Source organism: Streptomyces sp. Je 1-332, from assembly GCF_040730185.1.
Lineage (GTDB): Bacteria > Actinomycetota > Actinomycetes > Streptomycetales > Streptomycetaceae > Streptomyces.
In genome coordinates, this window is the sequence record NZ_CP160402.1 from 1,040,143 (window position 1) to 1,065,290 (window position 25,148).

The following is a 25,148-nucleotide window of genomic DNA, read 5'->3' on the forward strand; positions in this document are numbered from 1 at the left end:
GGTGCCCGAGCTCTTCGACCTCGACTTCGACTTCGACTTCGATGTGCCCGTCGACCGGCACGGCACGTGGTGCACGCAGTGGGACTACGTCGAGGACCGCTTCGGCGTCCCCGATCTGCTGCCCTTCACCATCTCGGACATGGACTTCGAGACCGCGCCCGCCGTCCTCTCGGCCCTTCGCGGCCGGCTCGACCACGGCGTCCTCGGCTACTCCCGCTGGCGCCAGGCCGACTTCCTCTCCGCGATCGTCGACTGGTACGGCGAGCGCCACGCGACGGAGGTGGACCCGGAGTCGATCGTCTACGGCCCCTCCGTGATCTACCAGGTCGGCAAGCTCCTGCGGCTGTGGTCACGGCCCGGCGACGGCGTCGTCGTCCACACTCCGGCGTACGACGCCTTCCCCAAGACCGTCGCCGCGCACGAACGCCGGCTGCTGCGCTGCCCGCTCGACGACTGGACCGAACTGGAACGGCTGCTGGCCCTGCCGGACACGGCCGTCCTGCTGCTGTGCTCGCCCCACAACCCCTCCGGCCGCGTATGGACGCGGGCCGAGCTGGACCGCATGGCGGCTCTGTGCGCGCGGTACGGCGTCGCGGTGATCAGCGACGAGATCCACTCGGACCTCGCCCACCCGCCGTACGTCCACCGCCCGTGGGCCCTGCACGGCGGCCACGAGGGCCGCTGGGCGGTGTTGACCTCGGCATCGAAGTCCTTCAACATCCCGGCGCTCACGGGGAGTTACGGCATCATCGGCGACCCGGAGACGCGCGACGCGTATCTCCGCGAGCTCAAGGAGGCCGACGGTCTCTCGTCCCCCGCGGTGCTGTCACTGGTCGGACACATCGCCGCGTACCGAGAGGGAGCCCCCTGGCTCGACGCCCTGGGCGCCTACCTCCGCGGCAACCTCCGCCTCGTCGCCGACCACCTGAACACGGCCTTCCCCTCCCTCAACTGGACCCCGCCCCAGGCCGGTTACCTCGCCTGGATCGACGTACGCTCCCTGAACGTGGACGACGACGCGCTGCAACGCGAACTGATCGAGACCCAGAAGGTCGCCATCATGCCCGGCACGGCATACGGCTCCCCCCACCATCTGCGCCTGAACGTGGGCTGCCCACGCGCCAAGGCCGAGCGGGGGGTCGTGGCGCTGGTGGAGGCGGTGCGGGGGGTACGACGGCGGGCCGACACCGTCCGGTAGGCCCGTCGTTCACCGCGTGCAGACGCGGCGCGCCGGGGCGACCATGGAGTAAGGGGCGTATGGACCAGCTCCAAAGGCGGCATCGCCATGAAGGACCAGCACAAGCCCCACGTTCCGTGGAGCGACCCCCAGTGGAACGCTTCCGCTCAGCCACCTCCCGCGGCCCCGCCCCCGCCTCCTCCGCGGACGGCCGCCCAGGCACCGATGCCCGCCCCTGCCTCCGGACGAAAGCGCTCGCGGTGGTTCATGTGGGCATTCCTCGCGGTGCAGCTGCTGTTCCTGCTCTGGGTGATCTTCGGGGCGAGCTCCAGCTCCGGCGCCCCCGACGACTGCGGCACCCTCGACGCGCAGACCTGTAACGACGCCGAAAGCGCGGGAACAGCCATCGGCGTCGGGCTCGTCATCTTCCTGTGGGCCTTGGTGGACATCATCCTCGGCATCTCCTACGCGGTCGTACGACTGGCCCGCCGTCCATGAACGACCACGTAGGACGCCTGATGGGGCTCCATTGGTACAGTCGCCGACTTCACACACCCCTGCCCCGGGAGACTGCGCACCATGGCCGTCGACGAGCTCGACACCCGCATTCTGCGGCTCCTCCTGGAGCAGCCCCGCACCAGTGTTCGTGAGTACGCGCGCGTGCTCGGTGTCGCGCGTGGCACTCTGCAGGCGCGGCTCGACCGGCTGGAGCGGGATGGGGTGATCACCGGGACCGGGCCTTCCCTCTCTGCCGCGGCGCTCGGTCACCCGGTGCTCGCGTTCGTGCACATCGAGGTCACGCAGGGGCATCTGGACGAGGTGGGCGACGCGCTCGCCGCCGTGCCGGAGATCATCGAGGCCTTCTCGATCACCGGTGGCGGTGATCTCCTGACCCGTGTGGTCGCCCGGGACAACGGCCACCTGGAAGACGTGGTCCAGCAGCTGATCCAGATGCCGGGCGTGGTCCGCACCCGTACGGAGATGGCCCTGCGCGAGCGCGTCCCGCACCGCCTGCTGCCGCTCGTCGAGTCGATCGGCAGGGCGTCCGCGGAGCAGAGGTGAGCCGTTCGCGGAGCAGAAGTGAACCGTCCGCCACCGGCGCCGTGCGGCGATGAGCTGCGGCTTTGGCATGCTGGAGTGCATGAGCATCTTCGGCCACACCTCGGTCATCTTCGATCTCGACGGCACCCTCGTGGACAGCGAGCCGAACTACTTCGCGGCCCAGCGCGGGCTGCTCGCCGAGCACGGCATCGACTACACCTGGGCCGAGAACGAGCAGTTCGTGGGCATCAGCACCCAGGAGACCCTCGCCGTCTGGAAGGACCGGTACGGCATCGACGTACCGGTGGCCGAACTGCTCCCCGAGCTCGACCGCCGCTATCTGGAGCTGGCCCGCGCCGACACGCACGTCTTCCCGGAGATGCGGAAGTTCGTGGAGCGGCTGCACGGCGCCGGGGTGCCGATGGCCGTGGCCTCCGGATCGTCCCGCGCCGCCATCGAGGCGATCCTCTCCGGAACCGGACTCGACGCGCACCTGACCACGGTCGTCTCGGCCGACGAGGTCGCGCACGGCAAGCCGGCGCCCGACGTCTTCCTGGCCGCCGCCGCGCGGCTCGGCGCGGACCCGGCCGACTGCGTGGTCCTGGAGGACGCCGCTCCCGGCGCGGTGGCCGCCCACGCGGCGGGCATGCGCTGCATCGCGATCCCCTACGTCACCGCCCACGCGGACGAACCGGCGTTCGCGTCGGCGGGACTGCTGCTCCGGGGCGGGCAGGCCGAGTTCACGGCGCAGGCGGCGTGGGACCACCTGGCGGCGCTGACGCGGTCGTAGACATCGGCGTGCGTAGCCGCCGTCGCGGTCCGTCACGTCGCGATGGCACCGACCGCCCAGGCACGCGGCTCATGCGCCGTCAGCGCGCTGCCGAGACCTGTGCCGGGCCCGGTCAGGGGTCCCGTCAGTACATGATCCCCACGAGGCCGTCCCCCCGTTCCGCGCAGACGAGTCCGCCCGCGCAGCAAGCGCCCCAGCTGCCGGAATCGGGGCCGAAAAGAGTGACCCGCTCCCAGTGCTCCGCGGTCGGCCTCGCCCGCGAGAGGCGCAGGCCCAGTTCGTCCACGGCGACCTCCGCGGGAGGCGGCCCGCCGGATGACGCGACGGCCCCGGGCAGTACGGCCACGATCTCCGCGGCGGGATAGCCGAAGAGGTCTATGTCGTCCCAGGCCACCGGGGTAGCCCCCGGGTGCTCCGTCCCGCCCGTCCGGGCCCGCGCCTGGATCTCCACGCGGGCCAGCCGGTCCGTGACGCCGGGGCCGCCGCCGCCGAAGGCCAGGAGGACGCCGTCGAGGTCGGCGTCGAAGCTCCACTCGGGTTCGAAGAGGAGGCCGCCGAGCCAGGCGTCGTGCGCGTGCCGGAGCTCCACGTACTGGTCCAGGGTCAGCCCCATGCACTGCCGGTGGTGCGTGACCCGGTCGGGCGGCAGCAGTTCGAGGACCTCGCCGGGTGTCATCCCGAACTTCAACAGCCCGGCGCCGCCCGGCAGTTCTACGCCGACTTCTCGCAACAACTCCAACATTGCACCATTGTTCACCCGTTGACCCAGGTGGCAAGGCTGTTGACGAGATCACACAGAAACCGGTTGCACGGGCGTCGGTCGGCGGCGGTCGGCGGTCAGCGGGTCAGGACTGAGGGCGGCTGCCGTGGTTGGCCGCGTGCTTACGGCGTGCCTTCTTCTTGCGGCGTCGCTTCGATGACATGCGTTTCCCCTTTTCACTGGTTTGCCGCAGGCGGCATTTCGGTCTTTTTCTACCGTTTCATAGAGCGACCCGACCGGCGACACAGGCGGGCAGACCTGCGGGCTGGGTGGCGCGCGTGGCGCTCGGCGATGCGGAACAGGGCGGCGGGGGCGCGGCCCGCGCTCCCCTACTAGGCGGATGGACGAGGTGGAGGGTGGTTTCCTGCAGATGGCTCGCGGTCGCGGCATGACCTGGCCGGAGATCGCCTTCGGCCTGGGCCTGGGCACTCCGCAGGCCGCCAGGCGGCGCTACGTACGGCTGGCCGGCCGTACGGCGACCGGCGACCGAACCGGAGGCCCGCGCCTACGGGCCACTCGTAGCCGACGGCTTGCGGGGCGTTCCACTCCGCGGCAAGGGCGGGGTGGTCGTATCCGGCAGGGCAGAGCGCCGAAGCTCCCTGTACGATCGCTCCCGCCATGCAGATGAATGCCAACTACACCAGTCTCGTCGCGGTCGGCGACTCCTTCACCGAGGGCATGTCGGACCTGCTGCCCGACGGCAGCTACCGCGGCTGGGCGGATCTGCTCGCCGCGCGGATGGCTGCCGCCACCCCCGGTTTCCGGTACGCGAACCTCGCGGTGCGCGGGAAACTCATCGCTCAGATCGTGGCCGAGCAGGTGGACGTCGCGGCAGCCATGCAGCCCGATGTGATCACCCTGGTGGGCGGCCTCAACGACACGCTGCGGCCCAAGTGCGACATGGTCCGCGTGCACGCGCTCCTGGATGAGGCGGTCGAACGCCTCGCCCCGGCCTGCAAGCAGCTCGTCCTGATGCGCAGCCCTGGCCGTAGCGGTCCCGTGTTCCAGCGTTTCCGCCCGCGCATGGAGGAACTCTTCGTCCACATCGACGAGTTGGCCGCGCGGCACGGGGCCACGGTCGTGGACCTGTACGGATCTGCCGCGCTCGGCGACCAGCGCATGTGGGACGTGGACCGGCTGCATCTGACGGCCGAGGGCCACCGCAGGGTCGCCGAAGCGGTGTGGCAGTCCCTCGGCTACGCCCCCGAGGACGACTGGCAGACTCCGCTCCCGGCCGGCACCCCACTGAACTGGCCGGCCCGGCGAGCGGCCGACCTCCGTTTCGCCAGGCAACACCTGGCCCCCTGGATCGCCCGCCGCCTCACAGGCCGCTCGTCCGGAGACGGCCTCCCGGCCAAGCGCCCTGATCTGCTGCCGTACGAGGATCCGCGGACGTAAGCGCGTCGGGGGACGTAAGAGCATCGGGGGCCGTAAGCGCGTCGGGCGCGCAGGCGGTCACGGCTCGGGTTACGTGCTTTCCCTGGCCGTGTCGGCGCATAGGGCCAGCTCCTGGGCGAGGGCTTCCATGGCGTGGGCGAAGGACCGCAGCTGATCGTCCGGCGCCGGTGACGAGCCTCGGCGCGGCCGCTCCCACAGCCGTGCCGAGTATGGCCGCCAGGGCTTGGTCCATCTCCGTACCTCGCCCCCCCGGGTGCCGCGCGCCCCTACTCCTCCACCTCGTCCTCGAAATGCAGCGCGATGGACTGCAGCACGTCCGCCGACGTCACGTCCGTGCGGCCCTCGTCGTGGGCCTCGGCCAGTTGTGCGAAGGAGAAGGCGAAGGCCGACGTGATCTGCTCGATGACCGGGCTCAGTTCTCGGCCCACCACCTCGGCCACTTCGATCGCGGTGGCGTCGGCGGGGATTTCGATGCGTGGCAGCATCTCCTCGAGCATCGCGCCGACCGCGCCGCTGGGTTCGACCTCGCCGTCCGGGTTCTCACGTACCTGTCGGCGCATCTCGATCGCCTCGGTCAGGATGCCCACAACTCTTTGGATGATCTCGCGCTGCTCCATGCCATGAAGCCTAGACGTAGGCGGATCAACGGGAGTTGCGGCACAGCCGGGGCGCAGGCAGGTGCGGGGCCCGGTTTCGGCAAACCGGCCGGTGGGCGGGCGTTGTCAGTGGTCGGTGGCACGATGTGTGGACCGGGCCAAGAGGGGGCGGGTGCATGGGTACTTGGGATGTCGGTCCGTTCGACAACGACACCGCGGCGGATTTCTGCGGGGACTTCGACGAAGCACCTGAGGGGGATCGGCTCGGACTTGTCCGTGTCGCGCTGGACGAAGCCGCCGGCGGCGAGGAGCTCGACGCCGATGTCGCCGAGACGGCCGTGGCCGCCGCCGCTCTGGTCGCCGCGCAGTGTCCCGGCGGGGAGCCCGTCGACCCGGTCTAACGTGGACGCGTTGCGGCGTGTGCTGCAGGGCCCCGCGCGAGACCCGGTGGAGCCGGTGAGTGATCGCCGTCGCGGCGGGCCGCACCGCGCGTCCTGGACGATGCTCCAATGACCTGCGCTTTCCGGACTGTAGGGACGGTCAAAGAGCAGGTCGGGCGGCAGGTAAACTCCGTACACGTGACTGTCGCGCCTGCAAAGCCCCGTATCCCGAACGTCCTCGCCGGGCGTTACGCCTCCGCCGAGCTCGCCACCCTCTGGTCGCCCGAGCAGAAGGTCAAGCTGGAGCGTCAGCTCTGGCTCGCCGTCCTGCGGGCGCAGAAGGACCTGGGGATCGAGGTGCCGGACGCCGCCCTCGCCGACTACGAGCGGGTCGTCGACGACGTCGACCTCGCCTCGATCGCCGAGCGCGAGAAGGTAACGCGCCATGACGTGAAGGCCCGCATCGAGGAGTTCAACGCGCTCGCCGGGCACGAGCAGGTCCACAAGGGCATGACCTCCCGCGACCTGACCGAGAACGTGGAGCAGTTGCAGGTCCGCCTCTCCCTGGAGCTGGTGCGCGACCGCACCGTCGCGGTGCTCGCGCGCCTCGGGAAGCTCTCGGGCGAGTACGCCGAGCTGGTCATGGCGGGCCGCTCGCACAACGTGGCCGCGCAGGCGACGACCCTGGGCAAGCGCTTCGCGACGACCGCCGACGAGCTGCTCGTCGCGTACCGCCGCGTGGACGACCTGCTGCGCCGCTACCCCCTGCGCGGCATCAAGGGCCCCGTCGGCACGGCTCAGGACATGCTCGACCTGCTCGGCGGCGACGCCGAGAAGCTCACCGACCTCGAGCAGCGGATCGCCGGGCACCTCGGCTTCGACCGCGCGTTCACCTCGGTCGGCCAGGTCTACCCCCGCTCCCTGGACTACGAGGTCGTCACCGCCCTGGTGCAGCTCGCCTCCGGCCCCTCGTCGCTGGCCAAGACCATCCGTCTGATGGCCGGGCACGAGCTCGTCACCGAGGGCTTCAAGCCGGGCCAGGTCGGCTCGTCCGCGATGCCGCACAAGATGAACACCCGCTCCTGCGAGCGTGTGAACGGCCTCACCGTCATCCTGCGCGGCTACGCGTCGATGACCGGCGAGCTGGCGGGCGACCAGTGGAACGAGGGCGACGTCTCCTGCTCGGTCGTACGCCGTGTCGCACTGCCTGACGCGTTCTTCGCGCTGGACGGGCTCCTTGAGACCTTCCTGACGGTGCTCGACGAGTTCGGCGCCTTCCCCGCCGTCGTCGCGCGTGAGCTGGACCGCTACCTCCCCTTCCTCGCCACGACCAAGGTCCTGATGGCCTCGGTGCGGGCCGGCGTCGGCCGCGAGGAGGCCCACGAGGCCATCAAGGAGAACGCCGTCGCCTCGGCGCTGGCGATGCGGGAGCAGGGCGCCGAGCGCAACGAACTCCTCGACAAGCTCGCCGCCGACTCCCGGATCCCGCTGGACCGCGCCGAGCTGGACGCCCTCATGGCCGACAAGCTGTCGTTCACGGGTGCGGCGAGCGACCAGGTCTCCGCCGTCGTCGCGCAGATCGAGGTGCTGCTCAAGGAGCACCCGGAGGCCGCCGCCTACACCCCGGGCGCCATTCTCTGAGCGTCTGGCCCGGTCAGCCTGCGGACCGGTGCTCGCCCTTGCGCGCCCTGCGGATCCGCAGTGCGACAAAGGCGAGCACCGCGAGCACGGCCACGGCGATGACGCCCTTGGAGTACAGGCCGACCAGGTCGCTGACCTGGTGCCAGCGCGCGCCGAGCGCGTGGCCGATCAGGATGAACGCGGCGTTCCAGATGAGGCTGCCCGCGGTCGTCAGGGCAAGGAAGACGGGCAGGCGCATCCGTTCGATGCCCGCGGGTAGCGAGATCATGCTGCGGAAGATCGGGATCATCCGGCCGAAGAAGACCGCCTTCGTGCCGTGCCGTGCGAACCACTTCTCCGTGCGCTGGATGTCGGACGCCTTCACGAGCGGGAGACGGGCCGCAATGGCCACGGTTCGCTCCCTGCCGAGCAGCGCACCGATCGCGTAGAGCGCGAGGGCGCCGATCACGGAGCCCGCCGTGGTCCAGATCAGGGCCTCGACGACCCCGAACTTGCCCTGGCTCGCGGCGAAGCCGGCGAGGGGCAGGATCACCTCGCTGGGCAGTGGCGGGAAGAGGTTCTCCAGGGCGATGGCCAATCCGGCGCCGGGGGCGCCGAGCGAGTCCATCATGTCGGTGGCCCAGCCCGCGATGCCGCCGGTGGGCGCGTCGTTCCCGGCGGCGGACGCATGGTGCGCGGCAGTGAGGATCATGCCTTCGACGCTAGGCACATTGGGCGCACGGCGATATGAGGGGGGCCACAAACGTCGTGTGCCACCGATCATGCGTACGCACACCCGGACCCGCCCCGCCGTAGCCGTCCGCTCGTTTGAGAGCAAGAGAGTTCGGAAGAGGCCAAGGTCACAGCCGTGTACGGCACCGAGTGCCAGGGGTTCCGCCCTAGCATCATGCCCATGACGGTCCTGCCTGACGACGGGCTTTCCCTGGCCGCCGAGTTCCCTGATGCGACCCATGAGCAGTGGCAGCGCCTGGTGGAAGGCGTGCTGCGCAAATCGGGTAAGGACGTATCGGGGCCGGCCGCCGAGGAAGCGCTGTCCACCGCACTCGAGGACGGGCTCAGCACCCGCCCCCTGTACACCGCCCGAGAAGCCGCGCCTGACGCCGGTTACCCGGGTTTCGCCCCCTTTGTCAGGGGCGGCACCGCCGCGGGCAGTGCCGCGGCCGGCTGGGACGTACGGCAGCGGCACGCGGCCACGGACCCCGCGGCCTCGAACGAGACCGTGCTCGCGGACCTGGAGAACGGCGTCACCTCGCTGTGGCTCGGGGTCGGCCCCGGCGCTCTCCCGGTCTCCGGCATCGAGCGCGCCTTGGAGGGCGTCTTCCTCGACCTGGCGCCGGTGGCCATGGACGCGGGCGCCGAATTCGAGCCCGCGGCACGCGAGTTGTTCCGGCTGTACGAGGAGCGGGGCATCCCGAAGGACTCCGCGCGCGGCACGCTCGGCGCGGACCCCCTCGGCCATGAGGCCCGCACCGGCGAGCGGCTCGACCCGGCCGCCGCGATCGAACTGGCCCGGCTGTGCGGCCAGGAGTATCCGAACCTCCGCGCGCTGACCGTCGACGCCCTGCCGTACCACGAGGCGGGTGGCTCGGCCGGGCAGGAGCTCGGCGCGTCCCTCGCCACGGCGGTCGCCTACCTGCGCGAGCTGACCGAGGCGGGGCTCACGGTCGATGCGGCCTGCGCCCAGCTGGAGTTCCGGTACGCGGCCACCGCCGACCAGTTCCTGACCATCGCGAAGCTGCGGGCGGCCCGGCGGCTCTGGGCGCGCGTGGCCGAGGTCTGTGGAGCACCGGACGCGGGGGCGCAGCGTCAGCACGCCGTGACGTCGCCGGTGATGATGTCGCGCCGCGACCCGTGGGTGAACATGCTGCGCACGACGGTGGCCTGCCTGGGCGCGGGCGTCGGCGGCGCGGATTCGGTGACGGTCCTGCCGTTCGACCACTCGCTCGGCCTGCCGGACGCGTTCGCGCGCCGCATCGCCCGCAACACCTCGACGATCCTCCTGGAGGAGTCGCATCTCGCCCGCGTGATCGACCCCGCGGGCGGCTCCTGGTACGTGGAGCGGCTCACCGACGAACTGGCCCACGCGGGCTGGGAGTTCTTCCAGGAGATCGAGCGCGCGGGCGGCCAGGCCGCGGCACTGCGCTCCGGCCTTATCGGCGAACGCCTCGCCGCCACCTGGGCCGAGCGCAGCGAGAAGCTGGCCAAGCGGCGTGAACCGATCACCGGCGTCAGCGAGTTCCCGAACCTGACGGAGCGTCCGGTCGAACGCGAGGCCCCGCCCGCCGAGGCGTCCGGCGGCCTGCCGCGCGTGCGCCGCGACGAGGCGTACGAGATCCTGCGTTCCCGCTCGGACGCGCACCTCGCCTCGACGGGGGCCCGCCCCCGGGTGTTCGTCGCCGCGCTCGGCCCCGCAGCCGCGCACACCGCGCGGGCCTCCTTTGCGTCGAACCTCTTCCAGGCGGGCGGCATCGAGGCCGTACACGACCCGGCGACGGTGGACGCGACGACGGTCGCCGACGCGTTCAAGGCCAGCGGAGCCACGGTGGCGTGCATCTGCTCCAGCGACGCGCTCTACGAGGAGCAGGCCGACGAGGTCGCCGCCGCCCTCAAGTCGGCAGGCGCGGGGCGGGTGTTCCTCGCGGGGCGGCCCGCCGAGCGCCCCGGCGTCGACGCGTACGTCTTCGCGGGCTGCGACGCCGTGTCCGTGCTCTCCTCCACCCTCGACCACATGGGAGTGGCGTAATGGCGATCCCCGACTTCTCCGGCGTCGGCCTGACGTCCGATGCCGCCTCCGAGCCCTCCGCCGTCTCCAGGGACCAGTGGCGCAGCGCCGTCAAGGAGTCCACCGGCAAGGCCGACGACGACCTCCTGTGGGAGACCCCCGAGGGCATCGCGGTCAAGCCGCTCTACACGGGCGCCGACCTAGAGGGCCTCGACTTCCTGGAGACGTACCCGGGCGTCGCGCCCTACCTGCGCGGCCCCTACCCGACGATGTACGTGAACCAGCCCTGGACGATCCGGCAGTACGCGGGATTCTCCACGGCCGAGGAGTCCAACGCCTTCTACCGCCGCAACCTCGCGGCAGGACAGAAGGGCCTCTCGGTCGCCTTCGACCTTCCCACGCACCGCGGTTATGACAGTGACCACCCGCGGGTGACGGGCGACGTCGGCATGGCGGGCGTGGCGATCGACTCGATCTACGACATGCGTCAGCTCTTCGACGGCATCCCGCTGGACAAGATGACCGTGTCGATGACGATGAACGGCGCGGTGCTCCCCGTACTCGCGCTCTACATCGTGGCCGCCGAGGAACAGGGCGTACCGCCCGAGAAGCTGGCCGGGACCATCCAGAACGACATCCTCAAAGAGTTCATGGTCCGCAACACCTACATCTATCCGCCCAAGCCCTCGATGCGGATCATCTCCGACATCTTCGCGTACACCTCGCAGAAGATGCCACGCTACAACTCCATCTCGATCTCCGGCTACCACATCCAAGAGGCGGGCGCGACAGCCGACTTGGAGCTCGCGTACACACTCGCGGACGGCGTGGAGTATCTGCGGGCCGGGCAGGAGGCGGGCCTGGACGTCGACGCGTTCGCGCCGCGGCTCTCCTTCTTCTGGGCGATCGGCATGAACTTCTTCATGGAGGTCGCCAAACTCCGCGCGGCGCGCCTCCTGTGGGCGAAGCTGGTCAAGCAGTTCGACCCGAAGAACGCCAAGTCGCTCTCGCTGCGCACCCATTCGCAGACCTCGGGCTGGTCGCTCACCGCGCAGGACGTGTTCAACAACGTCACGCGTACGTGCGTCGAGGCGATGGCGGCGACGCAGGGCCACACCCAGTCCCTGCACACGAACGCCCTGGACGAGGCGCTCGCCCTGCCCACCGACTTCTCCGCGCGCATCGCCCGCAACACCCAGCTGCTCATCCAGCAGGAGTCGGGCACGACGCGGACGATCGACCCGTGGGGCGGCAGCGCGTACGTCGAGAAGCTGACGCACGACCTGGCGCGGCGCGCCTGGCAGCACATCGAGGAGGTCGAGGCGGCGGGCGGCATGGCGCAGGCCATCGACGCGGGCATCCCGAAGCTGCGCGTCGAGGAGGCCGCTGCCCGCACCCAGGCGCGGATCGACTCGGGGCGCCAGCCCGTCATCGGCGTCAACAAGTACCGCGTGGAGACCGACGAGCAGATCGACGTCCTCAAGGTCGACAACTCCTCCGTACGCGCCCAGCAGATCGCGAAGCTGGAGCGGCTGCGCGCGGAGCGCGACGAGGCGGCCTGCCAGGCGGCGCTGCGGGCGCTGACGGCGGCGGCAGAGCGCGACCCCGGTCCGGGCCTGGAGGGCAACCTCCTCGCGCTCGCGGTCGACGCGGCCCGCGCGAAGGCCACGGTCGGCGAGATCTCCGACGCCCTGGAGACCTCGTACGGGCGGCACGCGGGGCAGATCCGTACGATCTCCGGTGTGTACCGCACCGAAGCAGGCTCATCCCCGTCCGTGGAGCGCACCCGCACGCTCGTCTCGTCGTTCGAGGAGGCCGAGGGGCGCCGGCCGCGCATCCTGGTCGCCAAGATGGGCCAGGACGGCCACGACCGCGGTCAGAAGGTCATCGCCACGGCCTTCGCCGACCTCGGCTTCGACGTGGACGTCGGCCCGCTCTTCCAGACCCCGGCCGAGGTCGCACGTCAGGCGGTGGAAGCGGACGTGCACATCGTCGGCGTCTCGTCACTCGCGGCCGGGCACCTCACCCTCGTACCGGCGCTGCGTGCGGAGCTGGCCGCCGAGGGGCGCGAGGACATCATGATCGTCGTGGGTGGTGTGATCCCGCCGCAGGACGTGCCGACGCTCCTGGAGATGGGCGCCGCAGCCGTCTTCCCGCCCGGCACCGTGATCCCGGACGCCGCGTACGACCTGGTGAAGCGGTTGGCGGCCGACCTCGGCCACGAGCTGTGAGCATGGCGGCGCCGAGGATCGACATCGACGCGTACGTCAAGGGCGTCCTCGACGGGAAGCGTGCGCAGATCGCGCGCGCCATCACGCTCGTCGAGTCGACCCGGCCCCAACACCGCGCCCTGGCGCAGGAGTTGCTGACCCAGCTGCTTCCGCACAGCGGGCGGGCGCGGCGGATCGGCATCAGCGGCGTGCCCGGCGTGGGCAAGTCGACGTTCATCGACGCGCTCGGCACGATGCTGACCGGCCTCGGGCACCGGGTCGCGGTCCTCGCCGTCGACCCTTCGTCGACCCGGACGGGGGGTTCGATCCTCGGCGACAAGACGCGGATGGAACGGCTCGCGGTGGACCCGGCGGCGTTCGTGCGTCCATCGCCCACCGCGGGGACGCTCGGCGGGGTCGCGAAGGCCACACGCGAGTCGATCGTGGTGATGGAGGCGGCGGGGTACGACGTCGTGCTGGTCGAGACGGTGGGCGTGGGCCAGTCGGAGACGGCGGTCGCGAACATGGTCGACTCGTTCCTGCTGCTGAGTCTGGCCCGTACAGGCGACCAGCTCCAGGGCATCAAGAAGGGTGTCCTCGAACTGGCGGACGTGCTCGCCATCAACAAGGCGGATGGCCCGCACGAGCGGGACGCGCGCTCGGCGGCGCGTGAACTGGCGGGCGCGCTGCGGCTGATGCACCCCGCGGACGCGGCGTGGACTCCCCCGGTGCTCAGTTGCAGTGCGCGGGAGTCCAGCGGCCTGGACGAGGTGTGGGACCGTCTGGAACAACACCGCTCGCTCCTCGACTCCACGGGTCGCCTCGCCGCCAAGCGGCGCGACCAGCAGGTCGACTGGACGTGGACGATGGTGCGGGACGAGCTGCTCGACCGGCTGCGGGGGAACGGCGCCGTACGGGATCTGGCCCCTGAGCTCGAACAGCGCGTACGGGAGGGCACGTTGACGGCCACGCTGGCGGCCGAGCGGATTCTGGAGGCGTTTCAGGGGCGCGGGGGCGAGGGTTCGGCCTGATCGCCGACAACCCTTACGAACGTAGGGGGTTGCCCGGCACCTTCGTCGATGCCGGTCGGCTCACCCGGCTCATACGCTCCGGGGCGTGGTCAGAAGCCGCGCTCGGCGCGACGTCGTCGCGGCTGTGCCGCCCCTCTCTCCCGTCTCCCCGTCTCCCCGTCTCCCCGTCTCCCCCGCCGTCGCGGCCCGCGCCGAGGGCGGCGGCTGGTCCTCGGCGCGACGCGCTTGGTGTTCGGCGGTGAGCTCGACATGACCGATCCGTCGGCCCCGCTCTCGGGGCAAGCGGTCGGGAGAGATCACCATTGGGTCGGTCGCCTTCCACTCGCCCTCGCCGTCGCCCCTCGCTCTGACCGTGGCCCCCGCCCTCGCTCTGACCGTGGCCCCCGCCGCCGCCCGGCGACGTCACACCGTAGATTCGATCTGTGCGCTCCCCGCCCGGCGCGCACCTGGACACCCGCATCACCCGTCGAAGGAGCCACCCGCCCCATGCCCACCGCTGACTCCGACGAAGCTCCCGTCCTCCTGCGCGTGCACGGCCGTGCGGGGTACCTCGTCCTCAACCGGCCCCGCGCCATCAACGCCCTCAACCACACCATGGTCCGGCTGCTGGACGACGCCCTCACCGCATGGGAGCGGGACGACGACATCACCACCGTCGTCCTCACCGGCGAAGGTGCCCGCGGGCTGTGTGCCGGCGGTGACATCCGGTCCATCCATGACGACGTCCGTGCGGGCGGCGGCGCCGCGTCCGTGGCCTTCTGGCGCGACGAGTACCGGCTCAACGCCCGTATCGCCCGCTTCCCGAAGCCGTATGTGGCCGTCATGGACGGCATCGTGATGGGCGGCGGGGTCGGCGTCTCGGCGCACGGCAGCGTGCGGATCGTCACCGAGCGCTCCCGGATCGCCATGCCGGAGACGGGGATCGGCTTCGTACCGGACGTCGGCGGTACGTATCTGCTGTCACGGGCGCCCGGCGAACTCGGCACCCACCTCGCGCTGACCGGCGCGGCGGTGGGCGCTGGCGACGCGATCCTGTGCGGTCTCGCCGACCACTTCGTGCCGTCGGAGCGGCTGGCGGAGTTCACGGCCGCCCTCGCCGAAGCCGACGTGAGCGAGGTGATCGCGGAGTACGCCGCCGCCCCGCCCGGGGGCGAACTGGCCGTCCAGCGCGAGTGGATCGACGCCTGCTACGCCCACGACTCCGTGGAGGAGATCGTCGACAGGCTGTACAACTCCGGTGACCGGGCTGCCAAGGAGACGGCCGAGACCATCCTCTCCAAGTCGCCGATCTCCCTCAAGGTCACCCTCGCCGCCCTGCGCCGGGCCCGCGGCCTCGCGTCCCTGGAGCAGGTGCTCGACCAGGAGTACCGCGTGTCGGCCGCCGCGATCACCGCGCCGGACCTGGTCGAGGGCATCCGCGCCCAGGTCGTCGACAAGGACCGTGATCCGCACTGGTCCCCCGCCGAACTCGCCCAGGTGAGCGACGCGGACGTGGCCCGCCACTTCGCGCCGCGCGCCGGCGACGAGCTCGGTCTCGCCGCCGGGACAGCATGACGGTGACCCTGATCCGGACCCTGAACGCGCCCGCTACGGCGGATCGATCTCCGTGACCACCGCGAGGAGCTGGAACGGCAGCTCTTTGTCCCACTGGGAGACGCCGAGCGCTATCCACCGCTCGTCGACCCGCCACAGATGAAGGTCCGGCACCGAGCAGCTCAGCGACCCCCACGGCTCCGGTATCTCCTCTGTCTCCTCTATCTCCTCTGCAGCATTGGCCGCGCCCTCGAAGTCATGGACACCGCCCTGCGCCCGCTCGAAGAGGCTCGCGAGGCTGAACATCTGGGGCGCTCCCCAGCGCTCGGCGAGCAGGACCGTCAGGCCGTCGCGCTCGGCGTCGTACTGATCGGAGGTCGCCTCCCACTGTGTGCCGTCGTCCTCCCAGAAGTCGTCACTCGTCAGTAACTCGGCGATGTGATACCCCGGACCGCCGACGCCGCACGACGACCTGCCGCGCTCCGCGGGGAACTCCCGTGAGCGCAGCAGGTCGATCGCGGCGAGATGCTCTGCGGTACTCATGACACCCAGTAAAGCGGCCCCCACTGACAACTGGCCCGCCGTCAGTCCTAGTTCCGGTCAGGTTCACGTGGAGCACCTGCTGTCCTGCCCGGCCCGGCAGGAAGCGAAGGCCTGACCGGTCAGGAAGCCGACTCGTGAGCCCCGTCCTGTCGAAGCTGGGGGCCCGCGGCCGGACGCAGGCGGCCATCGCCGCGTACGAATCCGGTTTCGTGGCACCGGAGTGAGAGCCACGGCAGACCGGCACTCCGTGCCAGAGGTGGGCCCGGCGCTCGCAGCGGTCGGCCCCGGCGAGTACGATCCGCCCATCATGCGCACGAGCTGGGAGGACGGACGTTGGGGCGGCTGACCGGCGGGGATCCCTCTCTGCTGCGGCGGATCAACTCCGCGGTGGTGCTGCACGCGCTGCGTGCGGCGGACTTCGCGACACTTACCGAGGTCACCCGGGTGACGGGGCTTTCGAGGCCGACCGTCGAGGGCGTGGTCGAGGGGCTCATCGAGGCCGGGCTCGTGGTGGAGACCGCCGCCGAGGAAGGCGCGGCAAGACGCCAGGGACGGCCCGCCCGGAGGTTCCGCTTCCGGGCGGAGGCGGGGCATCTGCTCGGCCTGGAGATCGGCCCGCACCGGGTGGCCGCCGTCCTCTCGGATCTGGACGGCCGGGTGCTGGGGACCGCCGCCAAGGACGTGGACGAGACGGCGTCGGCGGACGAACGCATCGAGCGGCTGCGCACGGCGGTCGCCGATCTGCTGCGCCGTTGCGGGGTCGCCCGCAGCTCACTGCGCGCGGTCGGCGTCGGCAGCCCCGGGATCGTGGAGGCGGACGGCACGGTGCGCCTGGGCACCGCGCTGCCGGAGTGGACCGGGCTCCCGCTGGGCGAGCGCCTTCGCCGGTCCTTCAAGTGCCCGGTCCTGGTGGAGAACGACGCGAACACGGCGGCCGTGGCCGAACACTGGAAGGGCGCGGCGACCGAGTCCGACGACGTGGTGTTCGTCCTCGCGGGGCTCAGCCCGGGTGCGGGGGCGTTGATCGGCGGACGGCTGCACCGCGGCTACGGCGGCGCCGCCGGGGAGATCGGAGCCCTGCATCTCCTTGGCCGTGACGTGACCCCGGAGACGCTCCTTTCGACCACGGACGAGCCGCTGCACCCGCTCGACGAGCAGGCGGTGGCGGACGTGTTCGCCCACGCGCGCGAGGGTGACGAGCGGGCGGGGCAGGCTGTGGAGCGGTTCATCCAGCGCCTGGTGCACGACGTGGCGGCGCTGGTGCTCGCCCTTGACCCCGAACTGGTCGTCGTGGGCGGCTGGGCGGCGGGTCTGGACGGTGTGCTGGAGCCGCTGCGCCGCGAGTTGGCCCGCTACTGCCTGCGGCCGCCGCGGGTGGCCCTTTCGGTGCTCGGCGAGGCCGCCATCGCCACGGGCGCGCTGCGCCTCGCCCTCGACCACGTCGAGGAGCAGCTGTTCGCGGTGGAGGGGACGGTCACGGCGCGGCGCTGAGGCGCCGCGCCGACGCGGGTCAGGATGCCTGGCGCTCGGGGCCGTGGTGGATCTCGACGCCGCCCGCGTCGCCGAACGTGAGGCGGCAGGTGTCCGCGCGGTACGTCGCCACGGAGACCGCCGCGGTGCGCCCCTCGGCGAAGAACCGGGTCGTCACGACGAGGACCGGGGCTCCGGGCAGCCGGTCGAGCGCCTTGGCGTCGTCCGCGCGGGCCGAGCCGAGCTCCACGGCGCGGTCCTGTCCTTCGAGGCCGAGCCGGTGCAGCTCGCGCAGTACGGCACGCGCGCGTGCCGGTCCGGAGGGGGCGTCGACGGCGGAGAGCTCCGTGACGGACGACGTCGGCACGTAGAGCAGTTCGGCGGCCACGGGCTGGCCGTGCGAGACGCGTGTGCGCCGCACGACGTGCACCTGGTCGTCGGGGTCGGCGGCCAGCATGCGGGCCACTTCGGCGGGCGGGACCGCCGGTGCGCAGTCGGCGGGCTGCCAGGCGTCGCCGACCTCGCCCGGCCAGGTGCCTTGTGCGGATCCGACGGCCACACCCATCCGCGGCGGGGCGACGGTCGTGCCGACGCCGCGGCGGCGCTGCAGCCTGCCTTCCAGTTCGAGCTGCTCGAGTGCCTGCCGGAGCGTGGCGCGGGCGACCCCGAACCGGGCCGCAAGATCACGTTCGTTGGGCAGGATCTCGCCGACGGCGAACTCGGAGTCGAGTGCCTCGCTGAGCACGGTCTTGAGGTGCCAGTACTTCGGCTCCGGCGCCGTTTCCAGCTGCGTGGTCCCCACCCTGTCCTCCGCAATCGCCGTGTGCCGGCGGCTTTTTAGCGCCCTTGTTTATTAAAGGTTCCTGCACTATCTCTGCGACGATAGAACGGCACCCACCCTTGGTCAAGACCAATCCTCGATCCGTTACAGCGCGCACAGGGACGATGCCACAGAGCATTCACGCGATGTTGGCGTCGGGTCACGCGCACGTAGCGAACAAGACAAAATCCCCCGCCCTGTAAGGACGGGGGATGACGGGGATTCGTCAGCTGCGGCCTAGAAGGGGAGACCGACCAGCTTGTCCGGGTTGCGGATGACGTAGAGGTTGGTGATCCGGCCGTCGGCGACGTCCAGTTGGAAGAGGGAGTCCGGTTTGCCGTCGACCAGGACCAGCACGGAATCGGCGCCGTTGACCTCCAGGAACCGGGCCTCCAGCTCCGCCCCCTGCGGCAGGCCCCTGCGGACCGCGCCGCCGAGGAACCGGCCCACCTTGTCGGCCGTCTCGATGGCGCGCAGCGGGCCCTTCGCCTTGCCGCCGCTGTCGCCGACGAGGCGTACGCCCGGAGCGAGCAGGGACACCAGGCCGTCCAGGTCGCCGCCGGTCGCCGCGGCGAGGAACCGCTCGGTCAGGTCCCTGCGCTCGTCCGGGTCCACCGCATAGCGTGGCCTGCCCTCGTCTACGTGCTTGCGGGCCCGCGCCGCGAGCTGCCGCACGGCGGGCTCGCCGCGGTCCAGCGTGAGGGCGATCTCCGAGAACGGGAATCCGAAGGCCTCCCGCAGCACGAACACCGCGCGCTCCAGGGGCGAGAGGGACTCCAGGACGACCATGACGGCGATGGAGACGGAGTCGGCGAGCACGGCCTGCTCGGCGGTGTCGGGGACGGTCGGCCCGTAGTCCGTGACCAGGGGTTCGGGCAGCCATGGACCGACGTAGGACTCGCGGCGTGACTGCACGTGGCGCAGCCGGTCGATCGCGAGCCGGGTGGTGACACGCACCAAGTAGGCGCGCGGGTCGCGCACCTGCGGCTGGTCGGCCGCCGACCAGCGCAGCCAGGACTCCTGCACGACGTCCTCCGCGTCGGCCACCCGGCCGAGCATGCGGTAGGCCACGCCCATCAGGACGGGCCGGTGCTCTTCGAAGACATCGGTCACAGTGTCGGTCGCCACCTCTCCATCCCAGCCGACGGACCGGCCGGTGTCCAGGCGAAATCGGTGCGTCGCGCCCCACACCGGCCGGGCAGCCGCCCCGCCCACCCCCTTGAACTGAGGGCTACTGAGCGGTAATTGTTGCTGACAAGGTGTCTAAGTGTCCGAGGACCGTCGCCGCGCGACGGGGTCTGGAGCAGCAGAATGGCCGCAGAAGTGTCCTTCAGCGTCGAATCGCCCGGCGGCCCGCGGACACTGTCCGTAGCCTACGAACGCGCGGGCGAGGGCGAGCCGCTCCTCCTGCTGCACGGCATCGGGCACCACCACCAGGCGTGGGACCCGGTGTTCGGCATTCTGGCCGCCGAGTACGACGTGATAGCCGTGGACCTGCCGGGCTTCGGGGAGTCCGCCGCCCTGCCCGACGGGCTTCCGTACGACATCTCGACGGTGGTGTCCGTGCTCGGCGCGCTGTGCGAGGCGCTGGAGATCGAGCGTCCGCACGTGGCGGGCAACTCGCTTGGCGGTCTGCTCGCTCTGGAACTCGGCCGGGAGAGGCTCGTGCGCTCGGTCACCGCGCTGTCCCCCGCGGGCTTCTGGACGCCCGGGGAGCGGCGGTACGCGTTCAACACCCTGCTCGCCATGCGGCACGGGGCGCGGATGCTCCCGTTGCCGCTGATCGAACGGCTCTCGCGGACCGCGGCCGGGCGTGCGGCGCTCACCAGCACCATCTACGCCCGCCCTGGGCGCCGTTCAGCCGAGGCCGTCGTCGCCGAGACGCTCGCGCTGCGCGGGGCCACGGGGTTCGAGCAGACCCTCGCCGCGGGGCGTGACGTGCTCTTCAGTGACGACGTGCCCGGAGTCGCGGTCACCGTCGCGTGGGGCTCGCGCGACCGGATCCTGCTGCGCCGCCAGGGCGTTCGCGCGAAGCACGCCGTCCCCGCAGCGCGTCTGGTGCGTCTCCCTGGCTGCGGCCACGTCCCGATGAACGACGATCCGGCGCTCGTCTCGCGCGTCGTCCTCGACACCTGCCGCCGCGCGCCGGCCGCGTAGCACGCCGGAGCCGAGGGCCACCCCGGCGCCGACGAGCGCGCTCCCCACAGCTTGCGGGGCGCCGTAGGCGCCGGTGCCGACCAGCGGTGCAGTGAAGGCCGCGGCGACGGGAATGAGCCCGGAGAAGAGGGTGGCGCGCTCGGCGCCGATGCGCTGGATGCCCGAGTACCAGCAGACGAACCCGATGACGGTGACGACCCCTGCCTGCCACAGCAGGGCCGCCGTCTCGGTGGTGCCGGGCATCCGCAGCCAGTCGCCTCCGTCCACCACGACACCGATGAGGGCGGACTCGACGGCGGCGATCCCGCACACCGTCGCGGAGAGCAGCTTGGGGCCGAGCGGCCGCAGCACGGGAACGGCGAGGACCGCGAAGCCGACCTCCCCCACGAGCGCGCCCACGGAGAAGAGGATGCCGACCACGTCCGTACGGCCCCACCCCTGCACGGTGAAAGCTCCCGCCGCCACGATCAACGCCCCGTACAAGACCGCCCGTTGCGGTTTCCGCCCCGCAAGAAGAGGCACGATGACCGCCACGACGACCGGGGCGCAGCCTACGAAGACACCCGGTACGGCAGGTTCCGCCGTGCGTTCGGCGGCGAGGATCGCCACGTTGAAGCCGACCATGCCGACGGCGGCGAGCACGGCGAGCCGCCCCCACTGGCGGTGCGTCAGGCGGCGCAGCGGCGCGGCGGCGCCCCGCCCGAGCAGCGGCAGGAGCAGCAGGCAGGCCAGGCCGTAGCGCAGGAACTGGCCGCCCGCGTACGGGTAGTCGCCGAGGAGGCTGTTGGCGGTGAAGGAGCCGCCGACGAGGAGGCAGGCGAGGGCGGCGAGGAGGGACCCCCGCGTGAGGTTCGCGTTCATGTCCCTGACGTTAGGAACGGACGCGGACCGGTTTAAGGTCCACTTGGGCGGCCTGTTCGGGGACCACTTTCCGGGCGGCCCCGGCCAGTCCGTCGCTCCCGGGTTCCCGGCCCCGGCGAGTCCGTCTCCCCCGGATTCCCGGCCCCGCCCGTCCGTCGCTGTCAGGAGGCGCGTCCCTGTGACATCCGTTTCGGGGCAAGGGTCCGCGGCCTGGGAGCTGTTGCTGCCGGCCGCGTCCGCCCCCGCCCGCAGCCGGGGACGCAGCCTTCGGTCGGCGCTGCGCGAGGCGGTCAGGTCCGGTCGGCTGCCCGCGGGGACACGGCTGCCGTCGAGCCGTGAGCTCGCCGCCGATCTGGGCGTCTCTCGGGGGCTCGTGACGGAGACGTACGAGCAGTTGACGGCCGAGGGCTATCTGCGCAGCGATCGCGGAGCGGGCACCTGGGTGGGCGGTGCGGCGCGGAAGGCCGCACCGGGCGCACGCGACCTGGCGCCCCGCCCCGTGCACGCGCGCGTGGACTTCATCGCGGGGACCCCCGACCTCTCCCTGTTCCCGCGCGCCGCGTGGGCGGCCGCGCACCGCGGCGTCCTCGCCGAACTCCCCCACCACATGCTCGGATACCCGGACCCGCGCGGCCTGCCCCGGCTGCGTACGGCCCTCGCCGAACTGCTCGTACGCCGCCGGGGTGTGGTCGCGGACCCGGAGACGATCGTCGTCTGCTCCGGCGTGGCGCAGGCCATGGCCCTGGTCGGCTTCGCGCTCCGCGCGCGCGGGGTGCGCGCCATCGGGGTCGAGGACCCCGGAAGCCCGCAGCACGACGAGCTGTTCGCCTCGGCGGACATCGCGACGGTGCCGGTTCCCCTCGACGACGAGGGTGCCGTCACCGGCGTGCTGAGGGAGCGGGGCCTGCGCGCGGTCGTCACCACGCCCGCCCACCAGTTCCCGCTGGGCATCGGCTACTCGGCCCGACGGCGCACCGAACTCCTGGACTGGGCACGGGACGTGGACGGGCTGATTATCGAGGACGACTACGACGGGGACTTCCGCTACGACCGGGCCCCGGTGGGCGCGCTCCAGGGGCTCGACCCCGAGCACGTCGCGTACACGGGCTCGGTCAGCAAGTCGCTCGCTCCGGGGCTTCGCCTCGGCTGGCTGCTCGTGCCCCAGGCACTGGCCGATGAGGTCGTTGCCCGCAAACGCATGATGGACCTGGGCAATCCCGTGCTCGACCAGGCGCTGCTCGCACGCTTCGTCGAGCGCGGGGACTACGACCGTCAGCTGCGCCGCTGTCAGCGTGCCTACCGCGCGCGCAGGGACACGCTCGTCGCGGCGCTCGGCACGTACTTTCCCGGTACGGAGGTGACCGGCATCGCGGCCGGACTGCACGTCATCGCCCGGCTGCCCGAACGCCCCGGATCGCAGGGCGACTTCCTGCGGCGTGCGTCGGCGGCCGGGGTCGGGGTGCGTCCACTGAGCGACTACGGCTCCGCGGCTGGCTCAGGGGTGCGCCTCGTGCTCGGCTACGCCCACCTCACGCCCGACCGCATCACCGAGGGCGTGCGACTCCTCGCGGAGGGGGCAGCGGGCCGCGGTGACGCCGCTGCGACGCTGCGGTGACAGCAGCTCTCCGTGGCGCGGGACGGCACCTGGGCCGTCGGCGACCAAAGGGGGCCGTCACGGATCGCGTCCCTCAGGAGTTGGCCCACCCGCGCGTGCACAGCACCAGGCGGTAGCCGTCCGGGTCCTCGATGGTGACGCCCCACTCGTTCCAGTACGGGTTGGGCGACTTCACGCGCGTGCCGCCGTGCGTCTCCAGGCGGGCCACCAGGTCGTCGGGGACGGCCTCCGCGAGGTAGATGACGAGGAGGTCCTCCTCCGTGGGGCGGGGCTCGACCGGCTTGCCGGCCTCGTGGACGAGTTCGAGATGCCAGGACGCGTCCGGCCATCCGGCCATGAGCAGATCGTGCTCCCCGGGAGCGCCGCCGCCCTCCGCACGCCATACGACGTCCAGGCCGAGGCCCGTCACCCAGAAGCGCTCCGCCGCCGCGAGGTCACGCGACGGGCGGGCGATGCGGATGTGGCTCTGACCGCTGACAGGCATAGGGCTCCCCCTCCGGGCGGGCGCGCTCGGCCGCACACCCCTGCCGCTGAGCGTAGACAGCGAACGATCTTCCGGCATCGGGCGTCCGGCCCCGGTCTGCTGCGACCCGAGACCTGCGACCGGGGATGTAGGCGACGCTGCGGCCGACACTGTTTTCGCACACCGGTTCCCTTGCCCCCATGGGCAGTTGTTCACTTGTGGTTTGTGTGTGCGCCGCCGCGCACCGCTAGTTGTGGCCCTGCACACTGGTCGGACCTGTCACTGGAGGCGCATTCATGTCACACCCTCAGCCGAGCCCGTCCCCTCGCCGCCGCAGTGTGCTGCGCGGCTCGCTCGCCGTGCCGGCGGCGCTGGCCGTGCCGTCCGTCGCCGGGGCCGCTCCGGCGTTCGCCCGGTCAGGACGTCCGCGGGCCGAGTGGGGTGTGCAGGCCGGTGACGTGACGGCGCACGCGGGCCTGGTGTGGGTGCGTTCCGACCGCCCGGCCCGCATGATCGTGGAGACGTCCGCGACGGAGTCCTTCCGTAACCCCACCCGGTGGAAGGGTCCGCTGCTCGGCCCGGACACCGACTTCACCGGGACGACACGACTGCGCGGCCTTCCCGCGGGCGAGCAGATCCACTACCGCGTGGTCCTGGCCGACCCCGACGACCCCAGACGTACGGGAGAGCCTGTCACCGGCACGTTCCGTACGACTCCGAAGGGGCGCAAGGAGGGGGTGCGCTTCCTGTGGTCGGGTGACATCGCGGGCCAGGGGTGGGGCATCAACCCGGACCGCGGCGGCTGGCGCGTCTTCGACGAGATGCGCCGCAGGAACCCTGACTTCTTCCTGTGCAGCGGCGACAACATCTACGCCGACGGGCCCATCCTGCCGAGCGTCACGCTGCCCGACGGCAGCGTGTGGCGGAACGTGACCACGGAGGAGAAGTCGAAGGTCGCCGAGTCGCTCGCGGAGTTCCGCGGAGCCTTCCGCTACAACCTGCTCGACGAGAACGTGCGGCGGTTCAACGCGCAGGTGCCCTCGATCGTCCAGTGGGACGACCACGAGGTGCGCAACAACTGGTACCCGGGCCAGATCCTGACCGACCCCCGTTACACCGAGAAGAACGTGGACGTCCTCGCCGAGCGCTCCCTGCGGGCGTTCAGCGAGTACTACCCCATCTCCTCGCTCCCGCCGGGCGACGAGGACGGTCGCGTGTACCGCGTGCTGCGGCACGGCCCGCTCCTCGACGTGTTCGTCCTGGACATGCGCTCCTACCGCAACGCCAACTCGCCCGGCAGGCAGCCCGACGACACCACCGGCATCCTGGGCGCCCGGCAACTTCAGTGGCTGAAGCGGGAGTTGTCGCGCTCGCGGGCCACCTGGAAGGTCATCGCGTCCGACATGCCGCTGGGCCTTGTCGTACCGGACGGCTCGGCGAACTTCGAGGCGGTGGCGCAAGGTGACCCCGGCGCGCCGCTCGGCCGCGAGCTGCAGATCGCCGAGCTGCTGCGGCACATCAAGCACCGCAAGATCACCGGAACGCTGTGGCTGACGGCCGACGTGCACTACACGTCGGCGCAGCACTACGACCCCTCGCGTGCGGCGTTCAAGGACTTCGCGCCGTTCTGGGAGTTCGTGTCGGGACCGCTGGCCGCCGGCGGTTTCCAGGCCCTCAAACTCGACGGCACGTTCGGCGCCGAGCAGCGCTTCCTCAAGGCCCCGAACCGCGCCAACACCTCACCCGCCGAGACGCCGCAGTACTTCGGCGAGGTCGACATCGACGGCGGCAGCGGAGAACTGACCGTGCGGCTGCGCCAGGAGGACGGCGCGGTGCTGTTCACCAAGGCCCTGACTCCGGGTCGGGTGGGGCAGCAGTGATGACGCCCCCGAACAGGCAACGGGATGTCACGTCCGGACGCCACGAAAGACCAAAGATGA

At 71.6% G+C, this 25,148-nt stretch carries 21 protein-coding genes and 4 pseudogenes; 17 read left to right on the forward strand and 8 right to left on the reverse strand.

Features of this window, described 5'->3' with window-relative positions:
• The first annotated feature begins 1 nt into the window (after position 1).
• The 4 genes from ABXJ52_RS04865 to ABXJ52_RS04880 all read left to right on the forward strand — a co-directional run bounded on the left by ABXJ52_RS04865 (position 2) and on the right by ABXJ52_RS04880 (position 3,008).
• Positions 2 to 1,198, forward strand: a complete 1,197-nt coding sequence (locus tag ABXJ52_RS04865) for a MalY/PatB family protein (protein WP_367039487.1) — start codon at positions 2 to 4, stop codon at positions 1,196 to 1,198.
• 246 nt (positions 1,199 to 1,444) lie between these two features.
• On the forward strand, positions 1,445 to 1,675 hold the full coding sequence (locus ABXJ52_RS04870) for a hypothetical protein (protein ID WP_367039488.1): 231 nt from the start codon (positions 1,445 to 1,447) through the stop codon (positions 1,673 to 1,675).
• Between the two features lie 81 nt (positions 1,676 to 1,756).
• The gene (locus tag ABXJ52_RS04875) at positions 1,757 to 2,239 is read left to right on the forward strand and encodes an Lrp/AsnC family transcriptional regulator (protein ID WP_361840899.1); all 483 of its coding nucleotides are present in this window, start codon (positions 1,757 to 1,759) and stop codon (positions 2,237 to 2,239) included.
• 79 nt (positions 2,240 to 2,318) lie between these two features.
• The gene (locus ABXJ52_RS04880) at positions 2,319 to 3,008 is read left to right on the forward strand and encodes an HAD family phosphatase (protein WP_367039491.1); all 690 of its coding nucleotides are present in this window, start codon (positions 2,319 to 2,321) and stop codon (positions 3,006 to 3,008) included.
• A gap of 124 nt (positions 3,009 to 3,132) precedes the next feature.
• Here ABXJ52_RS04880 and ABXJ52_RS04885 read toward each other — a convergent pair whose 3' ends face one another.
• Positions 3,133 to 3,750, reverse strand: a complete 618-nt coding sequence (locus ABXJ52_RS04885) for a hypothetical protein (RefSeq protein WP_367039492.1) — start codon at positions 3,748 to 3,750, stop codon at positions 3,133 to 3,135.
• 358 nt (positions 3,751 to 4,108) lie between these two features.
• On the opposite strand from ABXJ52_RS04885, the pseudogene ABXJ52_RS04890 reads away from it, so the two are divergent.
• Positions 4,109 to 4,249, forward strand: a pseudogene (locus ABXJ52_RS04890) (DNA-binding protein); the annotation flags it as partial.
• Positions 4,250 to 4,386: 137 nt separating this feature from the next.
• On the forward strand, positions 4,387 to 5,166 hold the full coding sequence (locus ABXJ52_RS04895) for an SGNH/GDSL hydrolase family protein (RefSeq protein ID WP_367039494.1): 780 nt from the start codon (positions 4,387 to 4,389) through the stop codon (positions 5,164 to 5,166).
• 266 nt (positions 5,167 to 5,432) lie between these two features.
• On the opposite strand, the gene ABXJ52_RS04900 is transcribed toward ABXJ52_RS04895, so the two are convergent.
• Positions 5,433 to 5,783, reverse strand: a complete 351-nt coding sequence (locus ABXJ52_RS04900) for a hypothetical protein (protein ID WP_363206557.1) — start codon at positions 5,781 to 5,783, stop codon at positions 5,433 to 5,435.
• 155 nt (positions 5,784 to 5,938) lie between these two features.
• Between ABXJ52_RS04900 and ABXJ52_RS04905 the strand changes: the two are divergent.
• Both ABXJ52_RS04905 and purB read left to right on the forward strand, forming a co-directional pair.
• Positions 5,939 to 6,154, forward strand: a pseudogene (locus ABXJ52_RS04905) (DUF4259 domain-containing protein); the annotation flags it as partial.
• Positions 6,155 to 6,340: 186 nt separating this feature from the next.
• On the forward strand, positions 6,341 to 7,783 hold the full coding sequence (gene purB, locus ABXJ52_RS04910) for an adenylosuccinate lyase (protein ID WP_367039497.1): 1,443 nt from the start codon (positions 6,341 to 6,343) through the stop codon (positions 7,781 to 7,783).
• 13 nt (positions 7,784 to 7,796) lie between these two features.
• On the opposite strand, the gene ABXJ52_RS04915 is transcribed toward purB, so the two are convergent.
• Entirely contained in the window at positions 7,797 to 8,393 is a 597-nt protein-coding gene (locus ABXJ52_RS04915; protein WP_367048808.1) for a DedA family protein, read from the reverse strand.
• 282 nt (positions 8,394 to 8,675) lie between these two features.
• Between ABXJ52_RS04915 and mutA the strand changes: the two genes are divergently transcribed.
• The 4 genes from mutA (at position 8,676) to ABXJ52_RS04935 (ending at position 15,300) form a co-directional block, all read left to right on the forward strand.
• Positions 8,676 to 10,526, forward strand: a complete 1,851-nt coding sequence (gene mutA, locus ABXJ52_RS04920) for a methylmalonyl-CoA mutase small subunit (protein ID WP_367039498.1) — start codon at positions 8,676 to 8,678, stop codon at positions 10,524 to 10,526.
• Positions 10,526 to 12,736, forward strand: coding sequence for a methylmalonyl-CoA mutase (scpA, locus tag ABXJ52_RS04925; protein WP_367039500.1), 2,211 nt, complete (start codon positions 10,526 to 10,528; stop codon positions 12,734 to 12,736). The genes mutA and scpA overlap by 1 nt, the downstream gene beginning before the upstream one ends.
• Before the next feature lie 2 nt (positions 12,737 to 12,738).
• Positions 12,739 to 13,746 carry a methylmalonyl Co-A mutase-associated GTPase MeaB gene (meaB, locus tag ABXJ52_RS04930; RefSeq protein ID WP_367039501.1) on the forward strand — a complete coding sequence of 336 codons (1,008 nt, stop codon included), beginning with the start codon at positions 12,739 to 12,741 and terminating at the stop codon, positions 13,744 to 13,746.
• Positions 13,747 to 14,232: 486 nt separating this feature from the next.
• Entirely contained in the window at positions 14,233 to 15,300 is a 1,068-nt protein-coding gene (locus ABXJ52_RS04935; RefSeq protein ID WP_367039503.1) for an enoyl-CoA hydratase/isomerase family protein, read from the forward strand.
• Positions 15,301 to 15,333: 33 nt separating this feature from the next.
• On the opposite strand, the gene ABXJ52_RS04940 is transcribed toward ABXJ52_RS04935, so the two are convergent.
• A complete protein-coding gene (locus ABXJ52_RS04940; protein ID WP_367039505.1) occupies positions 15,334 to 15,822 on the reverse strand; it encodes a hypothetical protein in 489 nt (162 codons plus the stop codon).
• 134 nt (positions 15,823 to 15,956) lie between these two features.
• On the opposite strand from ABXJ52_RS04940, the pseudogene ABXJ52_RS04945 reads away from it, so the two are divergent.
• Positions 15,957 to 16,046, forward strand: a pseudogene (locus ABXJ52_RS04945) (DNA-binding response regulator); the annotation flags it as partial.
• 109 nt (positions 16,047 to 16,155) lie between these two features.
• On the forward strand, positions 16,156 to 17,313 hold the full coding sequence (locus ABXJ52_RS04950) for an ROK family transcriptional regulator (RefSeq protein WP_367039507.1): 1,158 nt from the start codon (positions 16,156 to 16,158) through the stop codon (positions 17,311 to 17,313).
• A gap of 19 nt (positions 17,314 to 17,332) precedes the next feature.
• Here the strand turns inward: ABXJ52_RS04950 and ABXJ52_RS04955 are convergent, their stop codons facing one another.
• Positions 17,333 to 18,094: a GntR family transcriptional regulator gene (locus ABXJ52_RS04955; protein ID WP_367039509.1), complete on the reverse strand. Its 762-nt coding sequence runs from the start codon at positions 18,092 to 18,094 to the stop codon at positions 17,333 to 17,335.
• Between the two features lie 255 nt (positions 18,095 to 18,349).
• The gene (gene sigJ, locus ABXJ52_RS04960; RefSeq protein ID WP_367039511.1) at positions 18,350 to 19,240 is read right to left on the reverse strand and encodes an RNA polymerase sigma factor SigJ; all 891 of its coding nucleotides are present in this window, start codon (positions 19,238 to 19,240) and stop codon (positions 18,350 to 18,352) included.
• Positions 19,241 to 19,423: 183 nt separating this feature from the next.
• Here sigJ and ABXJ52_RS04965 point away from each other — a divergent pair, with 183 nt between their 5' ends.
• Entirely contained in the window at positions 19,424 to 20,269 is an 846-nt protein-coding gene (locus ABXJ52_RS04965; RefSeq protein WP_367039512.1) for an alpha/beta fold hydrolase, read from the forward strand.
• A 24-nt stretch (positions 20,270 to 20,293) separates the two neighbouring features.
• On the opposite strand, the pseudogene ABXJ52_RS04970 reads toward ABXJ52_RS04965, so the two are convergent.
• Positions 20,294 to 21,130, reverse strand: a pseudogene (locus ABXJ52_RS04970) (EamA family transporter); the annotation flags it as partial.
• 178 nt (positions 21,131 to 21,308) lie between these two features.
• On the opposite strand from ABXJ52_RS04970, the gene ABXJ52_RS04975 reads away from it, so the two are divergent.
• Positions 21,309 to 22,745, forward strand: a complete 1,437-nt coding sequence (locus tag ABXJ52_RS04975) for a PLP-dependent aminotransferase family protein (RefSeq protein WP_367039514.1) — start codon at positions 21,309 to 21,311, stop codon at positions 22,743 to 22,745.
• Positions 22,746 to 22,818: 73 nt separating this feature from the next.
• On the opposite strand, the gene ABXJ52_RS04980 is transcribed toward ABXJ52_RS04975, so the two are convergent.
• Positions 22,819 to 23,229, reverse strand: coding sequence for a VOC family protein (locus tag ABXJ52_RS04980; protein WP_367039516.1), 411 nt, complete (start codon positions 23,227 to 23,229; stop codon positions 22,819 to 22,821).
• Positions 23,230 to 23,504: 275 nt separating this feature from the next.
• Here ABXJ52_RS04980 and ABXJ52_RS04985 point away from each other — a divergent pair, with 275 nt between their 5' ends.
• On the forward strand, positions 23,505 to 25,088 hold the full coding sequence (locus ABXJ52_RS04985) for an alkaline phosphatase D family protein (protein ID WP_367039518.1): 1,584 nt from the start codon (positions 23,505 to 23,507) through the stop codon (positions 25,086 to 25,088).
• Positions 25,089 to 25,148: the final 60 nt, after the last annotated feature.

Excerpts from the sequence above, each read along its gene's own strand:
- ABXJ52_RS04900 (WP_363206557.1), bottom strand. The coding sequence starts at position 5,783 with ATGGAGCAGCGCGAGATCATCCAAAGAGTTGTGGGCATCCTGACCGAG.
- ABXJ52_RS04895 (WP_367039494.1), top strand. The coding sequence starts at position 4,387 with ATGCAGATGAATGCCAACTACACCAGTCTCGTCGCGGTCGGCGACTCC.
- ABXJ52_RS04940 (WP_367039505.1), bottom strand. The coding sequence starts at position 15,822 with ATGAGTACCGCAGAGCATCTCGCCGCGATCGACCTGCTGCGCTCACGG.
- ABXJ52_RS04885 (WP_367039492.1), bottom strand. The coding sequence starts at position 3,750 with ATGTTGGAGTTGTTGCGAGAAGTCGGCGTAGAACTGCCGGGCGGCGCC.
- mutA (WP_367039498.1), top strand. The coding sequence starts at position 8,676 with ATGACGGTCCTGCCTGACGACGGGCTTTCCCTGGCCGCCGAGTTCCCT.
- ABXJ52_RS04880 (WP_367039491.1), top strand. The coding sequence starts at position 2,319 with ATGAGCATCTTCGGCCACACCTCGGTCATCTTCGATCTCGACGGCACC.
- ABXJ52_RS04980 (WP_367039516.1), bottom strand. The coding sequence starts at position 23,229 with ATGCCTGTCAGCGGTCAGAGCCACATCCGCATCGCCCGCCCGTCGCGT.
- ABXJ52_RS04985 (WP_367039518.1), top strand. The coding sequence starts at position 23,505 with ATGTCACACCCTCAGCCGAGCCCGTCCCCTCGCCGCCGCAGTGTGCTG.
- ABXJ52_RS04915 (WP_367048808.1), bottom strand. The coding sequence starts at position 8,393 with ATGATGGACTCGCTCGGCGCCCCCGGCGCCGGATTGGCCATCGCCCTG.
- meaB (WP_367039501.1), top strand. The coding sequence starts at position 12,739 with ATGGCGGCGCCGAGGATCGACATCGACGCGTACGTCAAGGGCGTCCTC.
- ABXJ52_RS04965 (WP_367039512.1), top strand. The coding sequence starts at position 19,424 with ATGGCCGCAGAAGTGTCCTTCAGCGTCGAATCGCCCGGCGGCCCGCGG.
- ABXJ52_RS04875 (WP_361840899.1), top strand. The coding sequence starts at position 1,757 with ATGGCCGTCGACGAGCTCGACACCCGCATTCTGCGGCTCCTCCTGGAG.
- ABXJ52_RS04870 (WP_367039488.1), top strand. The coding sequence starts at position 1,445 with ATGTGGGCATTCCTCGCGGTGCAGCTGCTGTTCCTGCTCTGGGTGATC.
- ABXJ52_RS04935 (WP_367039503.1), top strand. The coding sequence starts at position 14,233 with ATGCCCACCGCTGACTCCGACGAAGCTCCCGTCCTCCTGCGCGTGCAC.
- scpA (WP_367039500.1), top strand. The coding sequence starts at position 10,526 with ATGGCGATCCCCGACTTCTCCGGCGTCGGCCTGACGTCCGATGCCGCC.